This is a genomic window from Streptomyces sp. NBC_01669 (assembly GCF_026339735.1).
Lineage (GTDB): Bacteria > Actinomycetota > Actinomycetes > Streptomycetales > Streptomycetaceae > Streptomyces > Streptomyces yanii.
Window position 1 is genome coordinate 4,948,333 of sequence record NZ_JAPEQG010000001.1, and the last position, 18,945, is coordinate 4,967,277.

At 67.3% G+C, this 18,945-nt stretch carries 19 protein-coding genes and 1 tRNA gene; 9 read left to right on the forward strand and 11 right to left on the reverse strand.

The genetic code is table 11. From position 1 onward, the window contains the following. Positions 1 to 64 precede the first annotated feature (64 nt). From OG972_RS22195 to OG972_RS22210, 4 genes are all read right to left on the reverse strand, one after another. Complete coding sequence (locus tag OG972_RS22195; protein ID WP_266984072.1) at positions 65 to 313, reverse strand: STAS domain-containing protein; 249 nt, start codon at positions 311 to 313, stop codon at positions 65 to 67. A gap of 262 nt (positions 314 to 575) precedes the next feature. Continuing rightward, positions 576 to 1,817: a PP2C family protein-serine/threonine phosphatase gene (locus tag OG972_RS22200; RefSeq protein WP_266984074.1), complete on the reverse strand. Its 1,242-nt coding sequence runs from the start codon at positions 1,815 to 1,817 to the stop codon at positions 576 to 578. Between the two features lie 671 nt (positions 1,818 to 2,488). After that, the gene (locus OG972_RS22205; protein ID WP_266984076.1) at positions 2,489 to 2,728 is read right to left on the reverse strand and encodes a hypothetical protein; all 240 of its coding nucleotides are present in this window, start codon (positions 2,726 to 2,728) and stop codon (positions 2,489 to 2,491) included. Positions 2,729 to 3,058: 330 nt separating this feature from the next. Next, positions 3,059 to 3,132, reverse strand: a tRNA-Gly gene (locus tag OG972_RS22210). A 490-nt stretch (positions 3,133 to 3,622) separates the two neighbouring features. Between OG972_RS22210 and dcd the strand changes: the two genes are divergently transcribed. Together dcd and OG972_RS22220 are read left to right on the forward strand one after the other, a co-directional pair. Next, positions 3,623 to 4,198, forward strand: coding sequence for a dCTP deaminase (gene dcd / locus OG972_RS22215; RefSeq protein ID WP_037695496.1), 576 nt, complete (start codon positions 3,623 to 3,625; stop codon positions 4,196 to 4,198). A gap of 9 nt (positions 4,199 to 4,207) precedes the next feature. After that, a complete protein-coding gene (locus OG972_RS22220) occupies positions 4,208 to 4,705 on the forward strand; it encodes a phosphoribosyltransferase (RefSeq protein WP_266984081.1) in 498 nt (165 codons plus the stop codon). An 83-nt stretch (positions 4,706 to 4,788) separates the two neighbouring features. Here OG972_RS22220 and OG972_RS22225 read toward each other — a convergent pair whose 3' ends face one another. The 5 genes from OG972_RS22225 to OG972_RS22245 form a co-directional block, all read right to left on the reverse strand. Then, positions 4,789 to 5,694, reverse strand: coding sequence for a Yip1 family protein (locus OG972_RS22225; protein ID WP_266984083.1), 906 nt, complete (start codon positions 5,692 to 5,694; stop codon positions 4,789 to 4,791). Positions 5,695 to 5,882: 188 nt separating this feature from the next. Further along, positions 5,883 to 6,074 carry a hypothetical protein gene (locus OG972_RS22230; RefSeq protein WP_266984085.1) on the reverse strand — a complete coding sequence of 64 codons (192 nt, stop codon included), beginning with the start codon at positions 6,072 to 6,074 and terminating at the stop codon, positions 5,883 to 5,885. A gap of 136 nt (positions 6,075 to 6,210) precedes the next feature. After that, the gene (locus OG972_RS22235; protein WP_266984086.1) at positions 6,211 to 6,432 is read right to left on the reverse strand and encodes a hypothetical protein; all 222 of its coding nucleotides are present in this window, start codon (positions 6,430 to 6,432) and stop codon (positions 6,211 to 6,213) included. 128 nt (positions 6,433 to 6,560) lie between these two features. Next, positions 6,561 to 8,828, reverse strand: coding sequence for a (Fe-S)-binding protein (locus OG972_RS22240; RefSeq protein WP_266984088.1), 2,268 nt, complete (start codon positions 8,826 to 8,828; stop codon positions 6,561 to 6,563). Positions 8,829 to 8,910: 82 nt separating this feature from the next. Beyond that, positions 8,911 to 9,474, reverse strand: a complete 564-nt coding sequence (locus OG972_RS22245; protein WP_266984090.1) for a sugar transferase — start codon at positions 9,472 to 9,474, stop codon at positions 8,911 to 8,913. Positions 9,475 to 9,794: 320 nt separating this feature from the next. On the opposite strand from OG972_RS22245, the gene dnaK reads away from it, so the two are divergent. The 4 genes from dnaK (at position 9,795) to OG972_RS22265 (ending at position 14,021) form a co-directional block, all read left to right on the forward strand. After that, positions 9,795 to 11,648 (forward strand): molecular chaperone DnaK, encoded by a 1,854-nt coding sequence (gene dnaK / locus OG972_RS22250; protein WP_266984092.1) that lies wholly within the window; start codon positions 9,795 to 9,797, stop codon positions 11,646 to 11,648. Next, positions 11,645 to 12,295, forward strand: coding sequence for a nucleotide exchange factor GrpE (gene grpE / locus OG972_RS22255; protein WP_266984094.1), 651 nt, complete (start codon positions 11,645 to 11,647; stop codon positions 12,293 to 12,295). The genes dnaK and grpE overlap by 4 nt, the downstream gene beginning before the upstream one ends. Before the next feature lie 93 nt (positions 12,296 to 12,388). Continuing rightward, positions 12,389 to 13,576, forward strand: a complete 1,188-nt coding sequence (gene dnaJ / locus OG972_RS22260; protein WP_266984096.1) for a molecular chaperone DnaJ — start codon at positions 12,389 to 12,391, stop codon at positions 13,574 to 13,576. A gap of 1 nt (position 13,577) precedes the next feature. Continuing rightward, positions 13,578 to 14,021, forward strand: a complete 444-nt coding sequence (locus tag OG972_RS22265; RefSeq protein ID WP_266984098.1) for a helix-turn-helix domain-containing protein — start codon at positions 13,578 to 13,580, stop codon at positions 14,019 to 14,021. A gap of 65 nt (positions 14,022 to 14,086) precedes the next feature. On the opposite strand, the gene OG972_RS22270 is transcribed toward OG972_RS22265, so the two are convergent. Next, positions 14,087 to 16,090, reverse strand: a complete 2,004-nt coding sequence (locus OG972_RS22270; protein ID WP_266984100.1) for a PA14 domain-containing protein — start codon at positions 16,088 to 16,090, stop codon at positions 14,087 to 14,089. A gap of 312 nt (positions 16,091 to 16,402) precedes the next feature. On the opposite strand from OG972_RS22270, the gene OG972_RS22275 reads away from it, so the two are divergent. Then, positions 16,403 to 16,867: a DUF3592 domain-containing protein gene (locus OG972_RS22275; RefSeq protein WP_266984102.1), complete on the forward strand. Its 465-nt coding sequence runs from the start codon at positions 16,403 to 16,405 to the stop codon at positions 16,865 to 16,867. Positions 16,868 to 17,141: 274 nt separating this feature from the next. On the opposite strand, the gene OG972_RS22280 is transcribed toward OG972_RS22275, so the two are convergent. After that, positions 17,142 to 18,206, reverse strand: a complete 1,065-nt coding sequence (locus tag OG972_RS22280) for a helix-turn-helix transcriptional regulator (protein ID WP_266984104.1) — start codon at positions 18,204 to 18,206, stop codon at positions 17,142 to 17,144. A 127-nt stretch (positions 18,207 to 18,333) separates the two neighbouring features. Here OG972_RS22280 and OG972_RS22285 point away from each other — a divergent pair, with 127 nt between their 5' ends. After that, positions 18,334 to 18,546, forward strand: a complete 213-nt coding sequence (locus tag OG972_RS22285) for a hypothetical protein (RefSeq protein ID WP_266984106.1) — start codon at positions 18,334 to 18,336, stop codon at positions 18,544 to 18,546. Beyond that, positions 18,543 to 18,863: a (2Fe-2S)-binding protein gene (locus OG972_RS22290; protein ID WP_266984108.1), complete on the forward strand. Its 321-nt coding sequence runs from the start codon at positions 18,543 to 18,545 to the stop codon at positions 18,861 to 18,863. The genes OG972_RS22285 and OG972_RS22290 overlap by 4 nt, the downstream gene beginning before the upstream one ends. Positions 18,864 to 18,945: the final 82 nt, after the last annotated feature.

Below are 18,945 nucleotides of genomic sequence, written 5' to 3' on the forward strand. Positions count from 1 at the left end.
GGGGCTCAGACGAGGCCGCTGCTTCTGCGGCTCCTGACGGTGGTGAACAGCCGGAAGGTTCCGGTCAGGAGGAAGAGCTGACGCAGTTCGTGTGGGATGGGGCCGGCCAGAACGAGCGGTGGTGGCTGTAGTGGGCGGCGAGTAGTTCGTGCAGGAACGAGGAGTCCCCGAAGCAGACTTGGGAGATGTCCAGGATGGTCTGCCGACTGCCCTCATGCCGGGCATCGGCGAGTGCCTGACGCAGACGGGGCACCGTCTCCAGGTCGAATCGCTGGCCGGCTGTGAGGAGGAGGGGCGGTGTACGTCCCCGCATCCATTATCCGCCGAGGGTGGCGTCCTGGCTTTATGCGCGAGAGTGGGCTCTGGCTCAACTTCTGCGAAGTAGGCACGCTAAGTCATGAATGTCCGCCTGGGGTGAGTCCACAGCGCAGACAAGCAAAAGTGGCGTCCGGAGGTTCAACAGTTCCGGCGGTGACGGCTGCCTTCGCCCTCCGGGCCGAGGGCGCCTTGGCGAACGGCGGATGGGCCGCGGGGGCTTCGGCTCCGTCGGCTCCGTAGCGGCGATGGCTGTCGGCTCAATCGAGGGTGGCGAGATGATCGGCGTCGCCGCCGCGCCACTCGATGAGGAAGATGGTCGCGTCGTCGCTGGTGATGTCGCCTCGTTCCTGTTTCAGAGCGTGGGAGAGCGCGCGCACCACCGGCCTCACCTCGGTGTGGTCACGGAGGATCCGGTTGGTGGACTCGATGAGTTGTTCCTCACCGAACTGTTCCCCGCCGGCTTGGTGTTCCTCGATCAGGCCGTCGGTGAAGCACAGCAACCGGTCCCCGGGTTGCAGAATCCGCTCGCTGACTTCCGGCTGGTCACCGCCGAAGCCGACCGGCAATGTGGTTGGGCTCTCCAGCCTGTCCACCACGGCGCGGTCACGGATCAGCAGCGGTGCCGGGTGGCCGGCGTTGACCCATTGCAGCCGGCCCGTGGTGATGTTCAGACACATCATCTGTGCGGTGACAAAGTGGTCGGGGCCGAACTGCTCATTGATGGCCTTGTCCATGAACGCGTACACGTGGGACAGATCGGTGTTGGCCCTTCGCGTGTGGCGATAGGCGCCGATGGCTACCGTCGCCATGGTCGCCGCGTCCAGGCCGTGGCCCATCGCGTCGATCATGGCCACATGAAGGATGTCGCCGTTGAGGGCGTAGTCGAAACTGTCGCCGGCCACGTCGTACGCGGGCTCCAGGATTCCGGCCACCTCAACCTGCGGAACAGTCATCGACAGCGGGGGCAGCAACGACCACTGGATCTCCGCGGCCACGCTCATCGGGGCGCTGCGTCGGGCCTGGAAGAACAGGTCGGTGTAGGCGTCCTTGGTGACGATCATGTCGGCGACCAAACCGGCGAGCCTGCGCAGCAACCGTCGGTCGTCGTCATCGACGCTGTCCAGGGTGACGGCCATCGCCCCGACCTGGTCACTGCCGTCCAGCAGTGGCAGATACATCCGCACGGTGCCGTCCTGCGGTACCTCTACCGTTTTGCGGCTCAGGAACGCCTTGCCGGCGGGTGAGCCCTCGACCGGTTCGGGGTCACCGACCGTCAGCCGACGGCCCGGCAGCGGCACCAGCAGCATTTGTTCGTAGTCCTGCAAGAGGATCGAGACGTCCCGGCCACCGACCCTTGCCACCTCTTCCGCAACGAGCGGGGCGATCAACTGCGGCGGCATCTCGTGAGTCCGGTCCAGCAGCACACCCAGCAACCGCTCACCAAACCCCTCCGACCGGTCCACCCCGAACTTGCTCGGCTTTCGCCTGCCTTCGGACATCGGTGCTTGCATCCCTTCGTGTCGCGGCATGGGAATTCAGTGGGCGGTCGGTTGTGTGGAGCCGGTACGAAGCGGTGCCACCCCGGATGGGGGGCAGTTTCTCCGTCCCTCTAGGCGCCGACGCCTTCAGCACCCAGCCACATATTCCGGCTCACGGTGTCCCCGACCCGACGCACACCCCGACATACTCGGATTCAGCGGGCAGTCAACGGCGATCCGCTCGAAAGAACGTTCACACGCCCCATACGCACAGGGCTCCTCGCACGACAGTGATCAACCCATACAGCCTGACACCGCCAACCGGCCCAACGAGCCGATTACGCCAGAGGCGGCATGTCCCACCCGGTCAGAACAGTTGGCATGCATAGTCCCCTGCTCAAACGGGGCCTCCTCCCGCGACCTGGCTGCGGTCGGCCGGTACAGGGGTTCGCGGTGTCGGCGCCGAATAGCTGCGGTGCCGACGGTGGCGCCCCCGGCCCGAAGGGCGCCGGTGTCCGCGGTGTGGCCGATGAGCATGATGGCCTCCGACCAGGGGAGTCATGAGCATGCATCTGGCATGGGCAGGGGTCGGTGTCCCCAGATACCGCCTCCGGCAAGTCTCCGCCCAGACGCGGCAGGTGTCTCGTGCAGGCCACCCGCCGTCGCTGACTGCGCGGGGCACCCGCAGTTTCTCAGCCTCCCAGGGCGTGGTCGAGCATGTTGCCGTTGCCGCAGTTGTTGGTGTGGTCACCGACCCAATCACCGATAACAGGCACGGCGGCTTCCCGCAGGCACGCCACGGACTCGGTGAAGTTCCAGTTGTTGGCGGCGTTGACGCCGCTGCCGAAGTTGCTGTCGTTGTCGGCGTGCGCCGGGGCCGCCATGCCGACGATCGCGAGCGGCAGGGCAGCGAGCATGATGATCTTCTTCATGTCCCGGAGCGACGAGCGCCACCACCACAGGATGCGCCGCTTCTCGCGGACTCACTCGCCGAGCGGTCGATTGTGGGCCGTGCCCGGCGAGGCCCACAATCGACGGCGGTTTGTAGGAGCGAATTCGCGCGACGTGACTGGCGTGTGTCGCAGGTCACGTGAAATGGGTCTCGTGATTTGAGAAGGTCCGGCGGGCAGGTGGTGCGAGTGGTGCGTCGCGCCCCCTCCGAGCAGGGAATTCCGGCGAGTTGGGGCACGCGGAGGGCGCGGAGAGGTCGAAGAGGTCTAGACAACAAACAAGGCCCAGGTCACTGACCTGGGCCTTCGTCATGGAGCGGGTGACGAGAATCGAACTCGCGCTCTGAGCTTGGGAAGCTCATGTTCTACCATTAAACTACACCCGCGAAGCGCACTGAATGATCAGCTGCATCGTCGCACACTCTACCCCATGGCAGGCCCCCGGTGTACGAACCGGGGGCCTGTGTGTCATGCGTCAAGGGTGGATACGGTTGCTGTGGGCGGGAGTTGGGGGCGTAGCGTACGTAGTCGGAGTGCCGCCTGGAGTGGCGTCCTGTTCATCCCCTAATGTGGCTTTCTCGTCCAAGGCTTGTTGGGGAAGGGACTTGATGGACTCCATGGAGCGCACCGTCGTCCGCTGTGCCGAAGGGCACATTTTCGCTACCGCTTCGTTCCCGATGCAGCAGCTCGGGGCCGGTCGGATCGGTCCCGGGCGGCTTATCCGCTGTCCGCGATGTGCCCGGTTGCGGCAGGCCGTTCCGGTGGAGTTCGAGCGGCGGTAGAAGCAGGGGGCAGGAGCGGCGGCAGACGGTCGTCGCAGAACGCGCGGGGCGGTCCGGTTGGGGCGGGCCCGCGCGTTCTGCGTATCCTCGGGGCGTGCTTCTCTCAGATAAGGACATCCGGGCCGAGATCGACGCCGGGCGGGTCCGCATTGATCCGTACGACCCGTCGATGGTGCAGCCATCGAGCATCGACGTGCGGCTCGACCGCTACTTCCGGGTGTTCGAGAACCACCGTTATCCGCATATTGACCCAGCCGTCGAGCAGGCGGATCTGACGCGCACGGTCGAGCCGGACGGGGATGAGGCGTTCATCCTCCACCCCGGCGAGTTCGTGCTTGCCTCGACATACGAGGTTATTTCGCTGCCCGACGATCTTGCGTCGCGGCTGGAGGGCAAGAGTTCGCTCGGGCGGCTCGGGCTCGTGACGCATTCGACGGCCGGGTTCATCGATCCCGGGTTCTCCGGGCATGTGACGCTGGAGCTGTCGAATCTTGCGACGCTGCCGATAAAGCTGTGGCCGGGCATGAAGATCGGCCAGCTGTGCATGTTCCGGCTGAGTTCGCCGTCGGAGTTCCCGTACGGCTCCGAGCGGTACGGGTCGCGCTACCAGGGGCAGCGCGGGCCGACAGCTTCGCGTTCGTTCATGAATTTCCACCGGACCCAGGTGTGATGCCGGACCATGACTGACGTACGAGAGAATCTGACGTACGACGGATTCGGTCATGCCGTGCGTGAGCTGGCGCAGGCCGTGGCCGACGACGGCTACGAGCCGGATGTGGTGCTGAGCATCGCGCGGGGCGGGGTCTTTGTCGCCGGCGGGCTGGCGTACGCACTGGACTGCAAGAACATTCATCTGGTGAATGTCGAGTTCTATACCGGCGTGGGCACCACCTTGGAAATGCCGGTGATGCTGGCGCCCGTTCCCGACGCCATTGATTTCTCGGACAAGAAGGTCCTGATCGCCGATGACGTGGCGGACACCGGGAAGACGCTGAAGCTGGTGCGCGATTTCTGTATCGGGCACGTTGCCGAGGTGCGCAGCGCGGTCATCTACGAGAAGCCGCACTCGCTCGTGAAGTGCGAGTACGTGTGGAAGAAGACCGATCGCTGGATCAATTTCCCGTGGAGCGTGGACAAGCCTGTCGTGCGGCGCAGCGGGCAGGTTCTCGACGCCTGAGTCAGGTCCGGTCCCGTCCGTGACAGCAAAGAACCCCCGGCGTTTTGTACCGGGGGTTTCTTCATGGTCGTGGGACGCGGTCGTCAGATCGTGCCCAGCTTGATGATCGACAGCAGTGCGATGAGCTGGATCGCGGATGCACCCAGTGCCTTGGGCCACGGCAGGTCGTGCGACTTGCTCACCATGGACGTGAACAGTGCGGCCGACGCCAGCCAGGTCATCCAGCCGAGGACCTGGACCAGGGAGTTCTCGCCGCCGAGGAAGAGCGCGAAGATCAGCCGTGGGGTGTCCGTGATCGACATGATCAGCATGGAGAGGCCCACGGTCGGCTGCCAGGCGCCGTCGCCGCCGAGCTGGCGGGCGAGGGTGTGGGTGACCGCGCCGAGGACCAGACCGCCGATGACGAAGCCGAGGCCCGTCAGCAGGACGTACGGGACGGCGGTCGAGATCGTTGCGTGGATGGCGTCGTCGCGGGCCTGGTCGAAGCCGAAGAGCGCCAGCAGCCCGTAGAGGAACGTGACGATGAGCGCCGGGCCCCAGACGGGGTGGTCGCGCGTCTGCCAGAACGTCGGCCCGGGGCGCAGCACGATGCCGCTCAGCAGCTGCTTCCAGTGCAGGCGGGGGCCTGCGGGCTGGGCGGGTGCCTGGCCGGCGCGGTAGGTGTTGCCGTCGCCGTACGGGTCCTCGTTGATGCTGAACGCCTGGGTGTGACCCGGGTTGTTGGCGTACGGGTCGCCCTGGTGGGGCTGGTGCGGCTGGTGGTACGGGTCGCCGAAGTATTCGGGTTCGCCGTGTGCGCCGCTGTAGCCCTGGTGCCCGCCGGGGTGCCGGGCTCCGTACGGGGCGCCGTTGCCTCCCGCCGGGGGCCATGGCTGCTGTCCGTACGGCGGCGGTGGTGCCTGCGTGCCGTACGGCTGCTGCTGCGGTTGTTGTTGCCCCTGTCGAGGGGTGCGGTTGTCCCGGCCGCGTCCGATCCTGAATCCAGCCACGTAATCGAACGTACCTGGTCCGCGTGTGTGCGGTGGGAGAGCCGGGGGAACCCGGCCCCCTTTGCGGCCGAGCTGTGACATCCCCTAGGGGGACCCTGGGGGGCCGGCCGGTGGGCGCGAAACCCGGGCCTGTTGTACGGGAAACGGGCCTGTTGTACGGGAAACAGGCCCGGGTTCAGTGGCAGGTGTCAGCCCGCCATGTTGCCGACGGGGCCGCTTGCCGTGCCGTGGACGACCGTGACGACACCGCCCTTCTGCGAGCCGGGGACATCGGCGTCCCACCGGGCGCCGATGACGATGTCCCCGTACGTGTCCCCGTCGACGTCACCGGTGTCGGAGATGATGCCCGCGGGGAGCTTCCGGATGCCGGAGGTCGTCACGCCGGACGTGCTGCCCGGCAGGTAGCAGTTGGCGTTCCCGCCCTCGGCGCTGTCGTTCTCGTAACCGTCGACGAGCAGGTCGGTGTGGCCGTCGTGCGCCTGTCGCCGTCGACGTCACCACAGACCGGTGGGCAGGTCACTTGTCGCCGAACCGCGCCCGGTCCGGGATCCGGCGCGTGCGAGCCGTGCGCGTCGGCGAGGGCCTCAGGGGCGTGTCGCCGTTCTTGGCGGAGGAGGACGAAGGGGAGGGGACGCCCGCGGAGTGCCTGCGCAGGCCGCCGCCGTCAGCAGGAGCGTGGGCGCGCCGGCCACTGCCGCCGCCGTCCTCGCCGGTGCGCTGCCTCTGCGCACGGGGCACACCATCCGTCTCGTACGGCTCCGTGGTTCGCGGTCGCCAGTACATGGTCCCTCGCGCCCGCCCAACAGCAGAAGCGGCCGATCCTGCCCCCGAGGCAGGTCCGACCGCTTCTGTACCGCTGATACCGGCTACTTCACCGGCTCGGGCTCCGGAGCATCCGCCGTCTCCGGCTCGCCCGCCGGGTCCGCCGGGGTCTTCACCGAGTCCAGCAGCAGCTGCGAGACGTCGACCACCTGGATCGACTCCTTGGCCTGGCCGTCGTTCTTCTTGCCGTTGACCGAGTCGGTCAGCATGACGAGGCAGAACGGGCAGGCGGTGGAGACGATGTCCGGGTTGAGGGAGAGGGCTTCCTCGACGCGCTCGTTGTTGATGCGCTTGCCGATCCGCTCCTCCATCCACATCCGGGCACCACCGGCGCCGCAGCAGAAGCCGCGCTCCTTGTGGCGGTGCATCTCCTCGTTCCGTAGACCCGGCACCTTCGCGATGATCTCGCGCGGGGGCGTGTAGATCTTGTTGTGACGGCCCAGGTAGCAGGGGTCGTGGTAGGTGATCAGGCCCTCGACCGGTGTCACCGGGATCAGCTTGCCCTCGTCGATGAGGTGCTGGAGCAGCTGCGTGTGGTGGATGACCTCGTACTCGCCGCCGAGCTGCGGGTACTCGTTCGCGATGGTGTTGAAGCAGTGCGGGCAGGTCGCGACGATCTTCTTCGACGACTTCGGCTTCTTCGTCTCCGGCTCGTCGTCGTCCTCGCCGAACGCCATGTTCAGCATCGCGACGTTCTCCTGGCCGAGCTGCTGGAACAGCGGCTCGTTGCCGAGGCGGCGGGCCGAGTCACCGGTGCACTTCTCGTCGCCGCCCATGATCGCGAACTTGACGCCCGCGATGTGGAGCAGCTCGGCGAAGGCCTTGGTGGTCTTCTTGGCACGGTCCTCGAGAGCGCCCGCGCAGCCGACCCAGTAGAGGTAGTCGATCTCCGACAGGTCCTCGACGTCCTTGCCGACGATCGGGACCTCGAAGTCGACTTCCTTCGTCCACTCGACGCGCTGCTTCTTGGCGAGCCCCCAGGGGTTGCCCTTCTTCTCCAGGTTCTTGAGCATCGTGCCCGCCTCGGACGGGAACGCGGACTCGATCATCACCTGGTAGCGGCGCATGTCGACGATGTGGTCGATGTGCTCGATGTCGACCGGGCACTGCTCCACGCACGCACCGCAGGTGGTGCAGGACCAGAGCACGTCCGGGTCGATGACGCCGTTCTCCTCGACGGTGCCGATCAGCGGGCGCTCGGCCTCCGCGAGAGCGGCCGCCGGTACGTCCTTCAGCTGCTCCTCGGTCGCCTTCTCGTTGCCCTCCATGTCCTTGCCGCCACCGGCGAGCAGGTACGGGGCCTTGGCGTGCGCGTGGTCGCGCAGCGACATGATCAGGAGCTTCGGGGAGAGCGGCTTGCCCGTGTTCCAGGCGGGGCACTGCGACTGGCAGCGACCGCACTCGGTGCACGTGGAGAAGTCGAGGATGCCCTTCCAGGAGAACTGCTCGACCTGGGAGACACCGAAGACGTCGTCCTCGCCCGGGTCCTCGAAGTCGATCTCCTTGCCGCCGGACGTCATGGGCTGGAGCGCACCGAGCGCGACCGCGCCGTCCGCGTTCCGCTTGAACCAGATGTTCGGGAAGCCGAGGAAGCGGTGCCAGGCGACACCCATGTTGGTGTTCAGCGAGACCGTGATCATCCAGATCAGCGAGATGCCGATCTTGACCATCGCGGTGAAGTAGATGAGGTTCTGCAGTGTGCCGAGCGCGAGGCCCTTGAAGGCGAGGACCAGGGGGTACGAGATGAAGTACGAGGCCTCGTAGCCCTCCACGTGGTGGATCGCGCCCTCAAGGCCGCGCAGGGTCAGGATCGCCAGACCGATGCCGAGGATGACGTACTCGACGAAGTACGCCTGCCACGCCTTGGAGCCCGCGAACCGGGACTTGCGGCCGGCCCGGGAGGGGAGGTTCAGCAGCCGGATGGCGATCAGCACGAGGATGCCGACCGTCGTCATCAGACCGATGAACTCGGTGTACATCTCGAACGGCGGCCAGTTGCCGATGATCGGCAGGACCCAGTCGGCCTTGAAGAGCTGCCCGTATGCCTGGAGCAGCGTCGGCGGCAGTGTCAGGAAGCCGATGGCGACGAACCAGTGCGCGAAGCCGACGATCCCCCACTGGTTCATCCGGGTGTGGCCGAGGAACTCCTTGACCAGGGTGATCGTGCGCTGTTTCGGGTTGTCGGTGCGGCTGCCTGCCGGGACCGGCTGTCCGAGCTTGACGAACCGGTAGATCTGCGCGACGGCTCGGGCGATGAGCGCAACGCCGACCACAGTCAGCACCAGCGACACGATGATCGCGGCGAGTTGCATTTGGGGGCTCCTCGGGCCTGCGAGGGTGGGATCCAGCACGTACTAAGCAGTAACTTAATCAGTCTGTGCTGACACTATCCACTTATTCCGCCGCGCTGTAGCCGCGCAGCCGGTGATCTGTGTCGCTCAGGGGTGCCTTCCCGCGGTGGATGAGCCCGCGGAGGGTGGCGCGGAGTGCGGCGTGTACGGCTTCCGCGAGGATGGCCAGGTCGAGTCCCAGCCAGTGCTGCTCGGCGTAGTGCTGGTCGAGCAGGGCGGGTTCGTCCCACGGCATTCCGGAGCGGGAGCGGACCTGGGCCAGGCCGGTGAGGCCGGGTCTCAGTTCCTGCCGCCAGTGTCGCGCACCGGCCTCGTTCGGGGTGCCCGCCCGCTCGTGGTCAGGGGTGAGCGGTTCCGGTCCGACGAGCGAGAGATCTCCCCGCAGGACGTGGGGCAGCTGGGACAGTACGTCCAGGTGCAGCCGGCGGGTGCCCAGGGAACGCAGTACGAAGGGGTGGCCGGCCAGTCCGATCCGGGTGGAGCGGGTCAGTACGCAGCCCGGGGGGCGCTGCGCGGCGAGGGTGAGAGCTCCAGCGGCGAACAGGGGGGCGGCCAGGGTCAGCAGGGCCGAGCCGAGGACGAGATCCAGTGCGCGCTTGGCTGTCATGTGCGACCTCGGTCTGGTCCACGCGTGTGTCTGCATCCGCATCCGAATGCGCATCCGCATCGTTCACACCTGCCTGGTTCGGACGGGTCGAGTGCCAGTTTTGTGCGGCTCTCGCCATTTTGTGACAGAACGATCCCACGCGACGATGATGGACCGGGTGTGTGGCCCGCCGGGCGGTCGGGTGTCGTCCGTTGGTGCGCAGGTGGGGCGGGGTGTGTGCACGATAGTTGAGTCGACTCGACTCAGCTCTGTTGACTCTGGGGCGGCTGTCATGCATCCTTGAGTCAGATCCACTCAAGTAGTCAGTTGGAGGAATTGAAATGGCACGTGCGGTCGGCATCGACCTGGGCACGACTAACTCCGTCGTCAGCGTTCTCGAAGGCGGCGAGCCCACCGTCATCACCAACGCCGAAGGCGCCAGGACCACGCCGTCCGTCGTCGCCTTCGCGAAGAACGGCGAGGTTCTGGTGGGCGAGGTCGCCAAGCGCCAGGCGGTGACCAACGTCGACAGGACCATCCGGTCGGTCAAGCGTCACATGGGCACCGACTGGAAGATCGACCTCGACGGCAAGAGCTTCAACCCGCAGCAGATGAGCGCCTTCATCCTGCAGAAGCTGAAGCGCGACGCCGAGGCGTACCTGGGCGAGAAGGTCACCGACGCGGTGATCACCGTTCCCGCGTACTTCAACGACTCCGAGCGTCAGGCGACGAAGGAGGCCGGCGAGATCGCGGGCCTGAACGTCCTGCGTATCGTCAACGAGCCGACCGCCGCCGCGCTGGCGTACGGGCTCGACAAGGACGACCAGACGATCCTCGTCTTCGACCTCGGTGGCGGCACCTTCGACGTGTCCCTCCTGGAGATCGGCGACGGCGTCGTCGAGGTGAAGGCCACCAACGGTGACAACCACCTCGGTGGTGACGACTGGGACCAGCGCGTCGTCGACTACCTGGTGAAGCAGTTCGCCAACGGTCACGGTGTGGACCTGTCCAAGGACAAGATGGCTCTCCAGCGTCTCCGCGAAGCCGCGGAGAAGGCGAAGATCGAGCTGTCCTCCTCGACGGAGACCACGATCAACCTGCCGTACATCACGGCGTCCGCCGAGGGCCCGCTGCACCTGGACGAGAAGCTCACGCGCGCCCAGTTCCAGCAGCTCACCGCGGACCTCCTGGACCGCTGCAAGAACCCGTTCCACAACGTCATCAAGGACGCGGGCATCCAGCTCTCCGAGATCGACCACGTCGTTCTCGTCGGTGGCTCGACCCGTATGCCGGCCGTCGCCGAGCTCGTCAAGGAGCTCACCGGTGGCCAGGAGGCCAACAAGGGCGTGAACCCGGACGAGGTCGTCGCCATCGGCGCCTCGCTCCAGGCCGGTGTCCTCAAGGGCGAGGTCAAGGACGTCCTGCTGCTCGATGTCACCCCGCTGTCTCTCGGTATCGAGACCAAGGGCGGCATCATGACGAAGCTCATCGAGCGCAACACGACGATCCCGACCAAGCGGTCCGAGATCTTCACGACGGCCGAGGACAACCAGCCGTCCGTCCAGATCCAGGTCTACCAGGGCGAGCGCGAGATCGCGGCGTACAACAAGAAGCTCGGCATGTTCGAGCTGACCGGTCTGCCGCCGGCCCCGCGTGGTGTCCCGCAGATCGAGGTCGCGTTCGACATCGACGCCAACGGCATCATGCACGTCGCCGCCAAGGACCTCGGCACCGGCAAGGAGCAGAAGATGACCGTCACCGGCGGCTCCTCGCTGCCGAAGGACGAGGTCAACCGGATGCGTGAGGAGGCCGAGCAGTACGCGGAGGAGGACCACCGCCGCCGCGAGGCCGCCGAGTCCCGCAACCAGGGCGAGCAGCTCGTCTACCAGACGGAGAAGTTCCTCAAGGACAACGAGGACAAGGTTCCCGGCGACGTGAAGACGGAGGTGGAGACCGCGCTCACCGAGCTGAAGGAGAAGCTCAAGGGCGAGGACACCGCCGAGATCCGTACCGCCACCGAGAAGGTCGCGGCCGTCTCCCAGAAGCTGGGTCAGGCGATGTACGCCAACGCGCAGGCCGAGGGTGGCCCGCAGGCCGACGGCCAGCCGGGTGCCGAGCAGGCCAGGGCCGATGACGACGTCGTCGACGCCGAGATCGTGGACGACGAGAAGGACGCCAAGGGCGGTGCGGCGTGACCGAGGAGACTCCGGGCTTCGAGGAGAAGCCCGACGCTCCCTCCGGCGCCACCCCTGACGACGCCGATCCGAAGGCTGCCTCCCCCTCTACGGAGGAGGGGGCGGCCCCGGCCGGGGACGTGAACCAGACCGCCGGTCTGACGGCACAGCTGGACCAGGCACGCAGCGCGCTCACCGAGCGCACCGGCGACCTCCAGCGGCTCCAGGCCGAGTACCAGAACTACCGCCGCCGCGTGGAGCGGGACCGGGTCACGGTCAAGGAGATCGCCGTTGCGGGTCTCCTGACCGAGCTCCTGCCCGTGCTCGACGACGTCGGCCGCGCCAGGGAACACGGCGAGCTCGTGGGCGGGTTCAAGTCGGTGGCCGAATCGCTGGAGACGGTCGTCGCCAAGCTGGGCCTGCAGCAGTTCGGCAAGGAGGGCGAGCCCTTCGACCCGACGATCCACGAAGCCCTGATGCACTCGTACGCGCCGGACGTCACCGAGACGACCTGCGTGGCGATCCTGCAGCCGGGGTATCGCATCGGCGAGCGCACCATCCGCCCCGCGCGGGTGGCAGTGGCCGAGCCGCAGCCGGGCGCGAGCCCCGCGGCGGCCAAAGAGGAGACGACAGACGACGAGGAGAGCGGTGGCACCGAGGAGGTCTGACATTTCGTCCGACCACCGCGGGGCCCACCGCCCGGTTCGGCGACCGGCCTGCGGGCCGGTCGCCCGGCCGATCGTCCGGAAGGAGGGACGTCGATGAGCACGAAGGACTTCGTCGAGAAGGACTACTACAAGGTCCTCGGCGTCCCCAAGGACGCCACCGAAGCCGAGATCAAGAAGTCGTACCGGAAGCTCGCCCGCGAGTTCCACCCGGACGCGAACAAGGGCGACAACAAGGCGGAGGAGCGCTTCAAGGAGATCTCCGAGGCCAATGACATCCTCGGCGACGCCAAGAAGCGCAAGGAGTACGACGAGGCACGCGCCCTCTTCGGCAACGGCGGCTTCCGGGCCGGTCCCGGAGGCGCGGGAGGCAACTTCAACTTCGACCTGGGCGACCTCTTCGGAGGCACGCAGGGCGGAGGTCCCGGCGGCCCCGGCGGCTTCGGCGGCGGCGGCGGTCTGGGCGATGTCTTCGGCGGGCTGTTCAACCGGGGCGGCGGTACGGGGACACGCGTGCAGCCGCGCCGCGGGCAGGACATCGAGTCCGAGGTGACGCTCAGCTTCACCGAGGCGGTCGACGGGGCCACGGTCCCGCTGAGGATGTCCAGCCAGGCGCCCTGCAAGGCGTGTTCGGGCACCGGCGACAAGAACGGCACCCCGAGGGTCTGCCCGACCTGTGTCGGCACCGGACAGGTGTCGCGTGGCAGCGGCGGCGGATTTTCGCTCACCGATCCCTGCGTGGACTGCAAGGGCCGGGGCCTCATCGCCCAGGACCCGTGCGATGTGTGCAAGGGCAGCGGGCGGGCGCGTTCGTCGCGCACCATGCAGGTCAGGATCCCGGCGGGCGTCTCCGACAGCCAGCGGATCCGGCTGCGCGGCAAGGGCGCACCGGGCGAGCGCGGCGGACCGGCCGGCGACCTGTACGTCGTCGTGCATGTCGACGCCCACCCGGTCTTCGGCCGCAAGGGCGACAACCTCACGGTCACCGTGCCCGTCACCTTCGCGGAGGCGGCGCTCGGCGGCGAGGTGAAGGTCCCGACGCTCGGCGGACCGCCCGTCACCCTGAAACTTCCGGCCGGCACCCCCAACGGGCGTACGATGCGCGCCCGCGGCAAGGGTGCCGTACGCAAGGACGGCACCCGGGGCGACCTCCTGGTCACCGTCGAGGTGGCGGTCCCTACGGACCTCACCCCCGACGCCCAGGACGCGCTGGAGGCCTACCGGAAGGCGACCGCGGGGGAGGACCCGCGGGCGGAGCTGTTCCAGGCGGCGAAGGGAGCTTGAGGTGGACGGCCGACGACGTAATCCGTACGAACTGACCGATGACTCCCCGGTGTACGTGATCTCGATCGCGGCCCAGCTCTCGGGCCTGCATCCGCAGACACTGCGCCAGTACGACCGCCTCGGCCTGGTCTCCCCCGACCGCACGGCCGGCCGCGGCAGGCGTTACTCGGCCCGCGACATCGAGCTGCTGCGCACGGTGCAGCAACTGTCGCAGGACGAGGGCATCAACCTGGCGGGCATCAAGCGCATCATCGAACTGGAGAACCAGGTGGCCGCGCTCCAGCAGCGCGTCGCCGAACTCTCCGCGGCGGTGGACGGTGCTGCGGCGGCGATGCAGCAGCGCGAGGCGCAGGTGCGCGCGTCGTACCGGCGCGATCTGGTGCCGTACACGGATGTGCAGCAGGCGAGCGCGCTGGTGGTGTGGCGGCCGAAGCGCGACGGCTGACGCCGTAGCACGTACGAAGGGGCCGGGAGGTGCGAACCTCCCGGCCCCTTTCGTGTGCGTCGAGGTCAGCTGACGGGCGGCACGATCGCCCAGGCGGCTCCCGGAGCGGACTCGCTGCCGTCCGCGTGCACCGAGGTCACCCAGTAGTAGTGGGTGGTGCCGGTGGCGGCGGTGGTGTCCTGGTACGAGGTCATCGTGACGGGGTCCGTCGTGAGCTTCTCGTACTGCTGGGTGCCGGGGTTCCAGCGGCTGACGAAGTAGCCGGTGGCCTCGTCGTCCGCGCTCCAGGACAGCTCGACCGCGGAGCCGGCCGCGGTGGCGGTCGGCGTGAGCGGTGCGCCCGGCGGCGCCTCCACGGAGGGCGTGGTGTCGAGCTCGGTGACGGTGACATGCGCGACGTTCGCCGGCACGGAGAGCGTGTAGATGGAGTTGTTGGACGTGTCCAGCACGTCCACGAAGTAGACCCAGGTCTCGCCGTCAGGCCGGTCGGTGTCGACGAACCGGGTGGTTCCGGGTGCGACGGAGGCGACGAGCTCGTGGTCGGCGGAGTCGTCGACGGAGGTCCCGCGGAAGATGCGGTACCTGGCGACGTCGGGTGCGGGACTCTCGTCCCACTTCAGCTCGGTTCCGTACTCCCTCGGCGTGGCGGTCAGCCCGGTGGCGGCCGGGGGGCTGGTCCTGTCACGGCGGCCCACGCTGGTCACCCGTGAGGGCTCGGACTCGCGGCCCGTGCTGTCGACGGTGGTGACGAAGTAGCTGTACGTCGTGCCCGCCACCACGGAAGTGTCGGTGCACGCGTACTCCGGGAAGTAGTCCGCGGAGTTTCCGATGCGGTACGGCCTGCAGGTGATTCGTTCCGGGGTGGCGCCCTCGGCGGAGGCGTCCCTGCGGTAGACCCGGAAGTCCTGCGGCGCGTACTTGGACACCTTCCAGCTGATCTCGATGCCGCCGTTGTCCGCCTCGTTGTTCTTCGAGCTCACCTCGGAGGGGATGGCCAGCGGGCGGCTGAACGCCAGAACCTTCGACTGGGAGGTGTTCCCGGCCGCGTCCGTGGCGGTCACCTTGTAGTAGGACGTCTTGCCGTAGGGAGACGTCTCGTCCGCCGAGCCGTTCCCGGCATTGAACCCGAGATCGGTGAACGGCCCGGTGGGGGAGGAGGCGCGGAGGATCCGATACTTCACCATGCCCTCGCTCCCGCTCCAGAACAGGGAGACACCGAACAGAGGGTCATTGCCGGCGGTGAGTCCGGTGGGCGCGGGAGGCGGGGTCTTGTCGACGCTGACGACCTGGATGTCGGTGCTGCCGGTGGAGGCGTTGCCGGCCTTGTCGACGGCGCGGACCTCGTAGTAGTACGTCTGGCCGGTCGCGAACGGGGTGTCGGTGAAAGTGGTGCCGGTCACCGGGGTGCTGGTGACCCGGATCCAGCTGCTGCTGCCCGAGGTGCGGCGGTAGACGTGGTATCCGGCAAGGTCCATCTCGTAGTTCTTGGACCAGCGGATGGTGGCCTTGAGGGTTGCCGGGTTGTAGGCCGCGGTGACCCCGGTGGGCGCGAGGGGCTTGACCTTGTCGACGCCGGCGGTGGTGCGGGGGGCGTACGCGAACTTGACGTTGGCGGAGCCGGTGAAGGCGACGAAGTCGACGCGGATGGTGTGGCGGCCCTTGGGGACGGTGAGGTTGAGCGGCTTGGTCTGGGTGGTGGAGACGTTCTTCCACACGTCGATCTTGCGGACGCCGTCCAGGTACACACGGATGCCGTCGCGGACGGCGGCGGTGAAGGTGAAGGGGCCGCCGGAGCCGAAGTCGCGGGTGGTCTGCCAGCGGACGGTGAAGTTGTCCTTGGGCAGGGTGACGCCCGCTGGGTCACCCGTGCCGTAGTTCTCGTTGATCGAGGTGTCGCACGTCGTCAGCTTCGGTGTGCCGTAGAAGCTGGTGTTGGGGTAGTACGTGGCCTTCCACACGCCGTCCGCGCAGGTGGTGGCGGCATGCGCGGTGGAGGGCAGGGCAAGTCCGGCGACGGCCGCGCCCACGGCGGCGGCCGTCGCGCAGGCAGCGCGGAAACGCTGAGGCATGTGTATTCGGGATCGCTCTCGGTCCGGTGGGGCGTGGGGGAGCACCAGGGATGTGGGGGGAGCGCCGGGCCTGATGATCGCACGCTTGAGCGTTTGCTGTCAGCCCTGTTTCACCGGTGACCTGCCCCAGGTCACCGGTGGAACACCACAGCTCACCGGCCGGTCGCCTGCCACAGGGCGAGGGGCACCGGCTGCGACGGGCGGTCACCGGGATGCCGCGCGGCGTCGAGCGTCGCAGTGATGCGGCGTGAGGTGCCGCCCGGAAATTCGGAGCCCCAGGGCAACGGCCGCAGCTCGTGCCACCATGGCCAGGTGGACACTCTTGGCTGGGTCATCATCTGTCTGGTCTTATTTCCGCTGCCGTTCATCGCATGGTTCGGTGTGGTCCCGCTGCTGGTCGACCGCCGTCTGAGGCGTATTGGTGTCGAGGTGACGGGTCGGTGCCGGAGTATTTCCGAATCCGAAAGCCGATATTCCACGAGCTTTGAATTCCGTACGGAGTCCGGAGACCGGGTCATCTACATCTCCCCGCTGAGCGGAACCCGATGGGGGACACCCGGCGAAGAGGCACTGATGGTCTATGACCCCAGCAATCCCTGGCGGCGGGTCCGCAGCCGTCGAGAGCTCGAGGCGCGGTCGGAGGCATGGTCCGCACTGTGGGGGCTTCTTGCCTGCGAGGTGATCATCCTGGCCGTCCTCCTGGCCTATCTGCTCTATACCGGAGTGGTGCCGTGCCGCTCTTCGCTGTGCGAGGGAATCGGCGGCGAGGCAGGCTGAGCCGGCGACCCGGCCCGCCGCGCGGCTGAGAGCCTGTCGGGTGACCTCTGATCGGGCGGCCACGCCCTGGCGCGCACGCTTCCCGCGTTGCCGAAATGTCCTGGTAGCTCCTTCCCCAAGCTCTCAGCTTCGTTCGAGCGGGGGAGACCCCATCCGAGGACATCCCGCTGCCTTGGAATCGCACGCACCAGGCCGCTCCGCTATCCGATCGAAGGTCACCCGACAGGCTCTGAGTGGGGCGGGAATGCGTGGCCTGGGAGGCCCGGCGTGTCCTTCAGGTGTCCTGGTCGGGCGTCTCGGAAGACGTCATGTCGAGATCCTGGGTTCCGTCGTCCGGGGTGTCCAGTATCCCGGACTGGGCTATCAGGTAGCCGAGTTGGGCGCGGCTGTTGCTGCCGAGGGTGGAGGAGAGCTTGGCGACATGCGCACGGCAGGTACGGACATTCATGCCGAGACGGCGGGCTATGGCCTCGTCGACGTACCCCTCGACCAACAGCGTGGCTATGGCGCGCTGGACGCCGGTGATGCCGTCGCGTGCCGGGTCGTACGGGGCTGCTTCGTTCAACGGAACCGCCCGGCGCCAGAATTGCTCGAACACCTTCGTCAGGTACGCGACCAGCCCGGGGTGCCGCAGTTCGAGGGCGATAGGGGGGCTGTCCCGGACCGGGATGAAGGCGACGGTGTCGTCGCAGATGATGAGACGCTCGATGAGCTCTTCGAGCGTACGGATCTCCATTCTGGCGCCGGCCATCAGTTCCACGTAGGCGAAAGTGCGTTGGCTGTGCCTGACCGTGTGCTGGTAGAGGGTGCGGACGCTGATACCGGAATCTATTAGAGGCTTGCTGCGGGTCAGGGCTTCGCTGAGGACTTCCTCGCTGCGTCCGCCTCCGGGCTGGATGGTCAGCACTTCGGTCCGGCTCTCGGCGATGGCCAGGTCGAGCGCCGCGTTGATCCGGTCGATGCCTTCCAGCACGGTGATCGCATGCGTGGGTGCCGGACTCTGGGCGCTGATGGCCATGAATGGTTCAAAGGCGTCAGTCAGTTCCACGGACGTCCGTCTGCGGTCCTGGATCTCACGTTCCAGCGGGTGGAGCCGCTGCGCCAGGGCGGCCGAGGGCGGAACCGGGCGGAGCCACGAGGCGTCGTCCGGGTCGGGAAGCAGGAGCCCGAACTCGATGAGGCAGGGTGCGGGTTCCATTTCGGCGCGAGCGATGCGTCCGACACTCAGTGCGCTGGCGTACAGCCGTGCCCCCTCCGTGCACAGGTCCGTGACCGCGTGAGTATGTGTCGGTTCGGTGTTGTTTGTAGGCAAATCTCCACCCCCCAGGGTCCTGAACATGCAGGAACATGATGCATCGCTCCTGTGGCATTGACGTGCCTGAATGAGCCATCGTCTTGTTGGGCGGGGGAGAGGAAACCATCAAGTGAGGACGAAGCCGACTATGTACAAGCGAATGCTTCGCTCAGTGCTTGTCACTGTGTTTGGCGCTGCTGCGCTGCTGCTCGTGGCGAATGTCTCTCCCCCGGACGTCGGATGGGGCAGTGTGCAGGCAGGCGCTGTCGTCGACCTCCGCCAAGCCGATGTCGGCTGGGGCAGTGTGCCGACAGGTGCCGCCGTCGACCTCCACCAAGACGATGTCGGCTGGGGCAGCTCTCCGGTGAATCTGGCGGAGGCGTGACCATCCCGCCGGACGACAGGGTCTTCCGGCGGGAGATGGCCTCGGCCTACCGCTCAGGGTGGCACTTCATCGATCTGCTCACGGCACTCCCCCGCCATGGCGATTCGTTGATGGTCACCCTGCTCGGAGAGCCTGTCGTCGTCGTCCTCGAGGACGACGACGAGGTCCGCGCCTACCGGTGCCTGCGTCGCCCCCGCGGGGCGCCGCAGCCTGTCCGGTGTGCGATCCGGTACGGAATGATCTTCGTCAATCTTGATCAGCGTGACCACCAGCTGATCGAACCAGAAACCATCTCCGCCACCCCCCGCAGTGCCTGAGCGATCCCCCGTCGTTCCATGTCGCTCGGACACTCCCCCACACAGCGGCGCCATCGTGACCTGAACACGGTGGCGCCGCTGT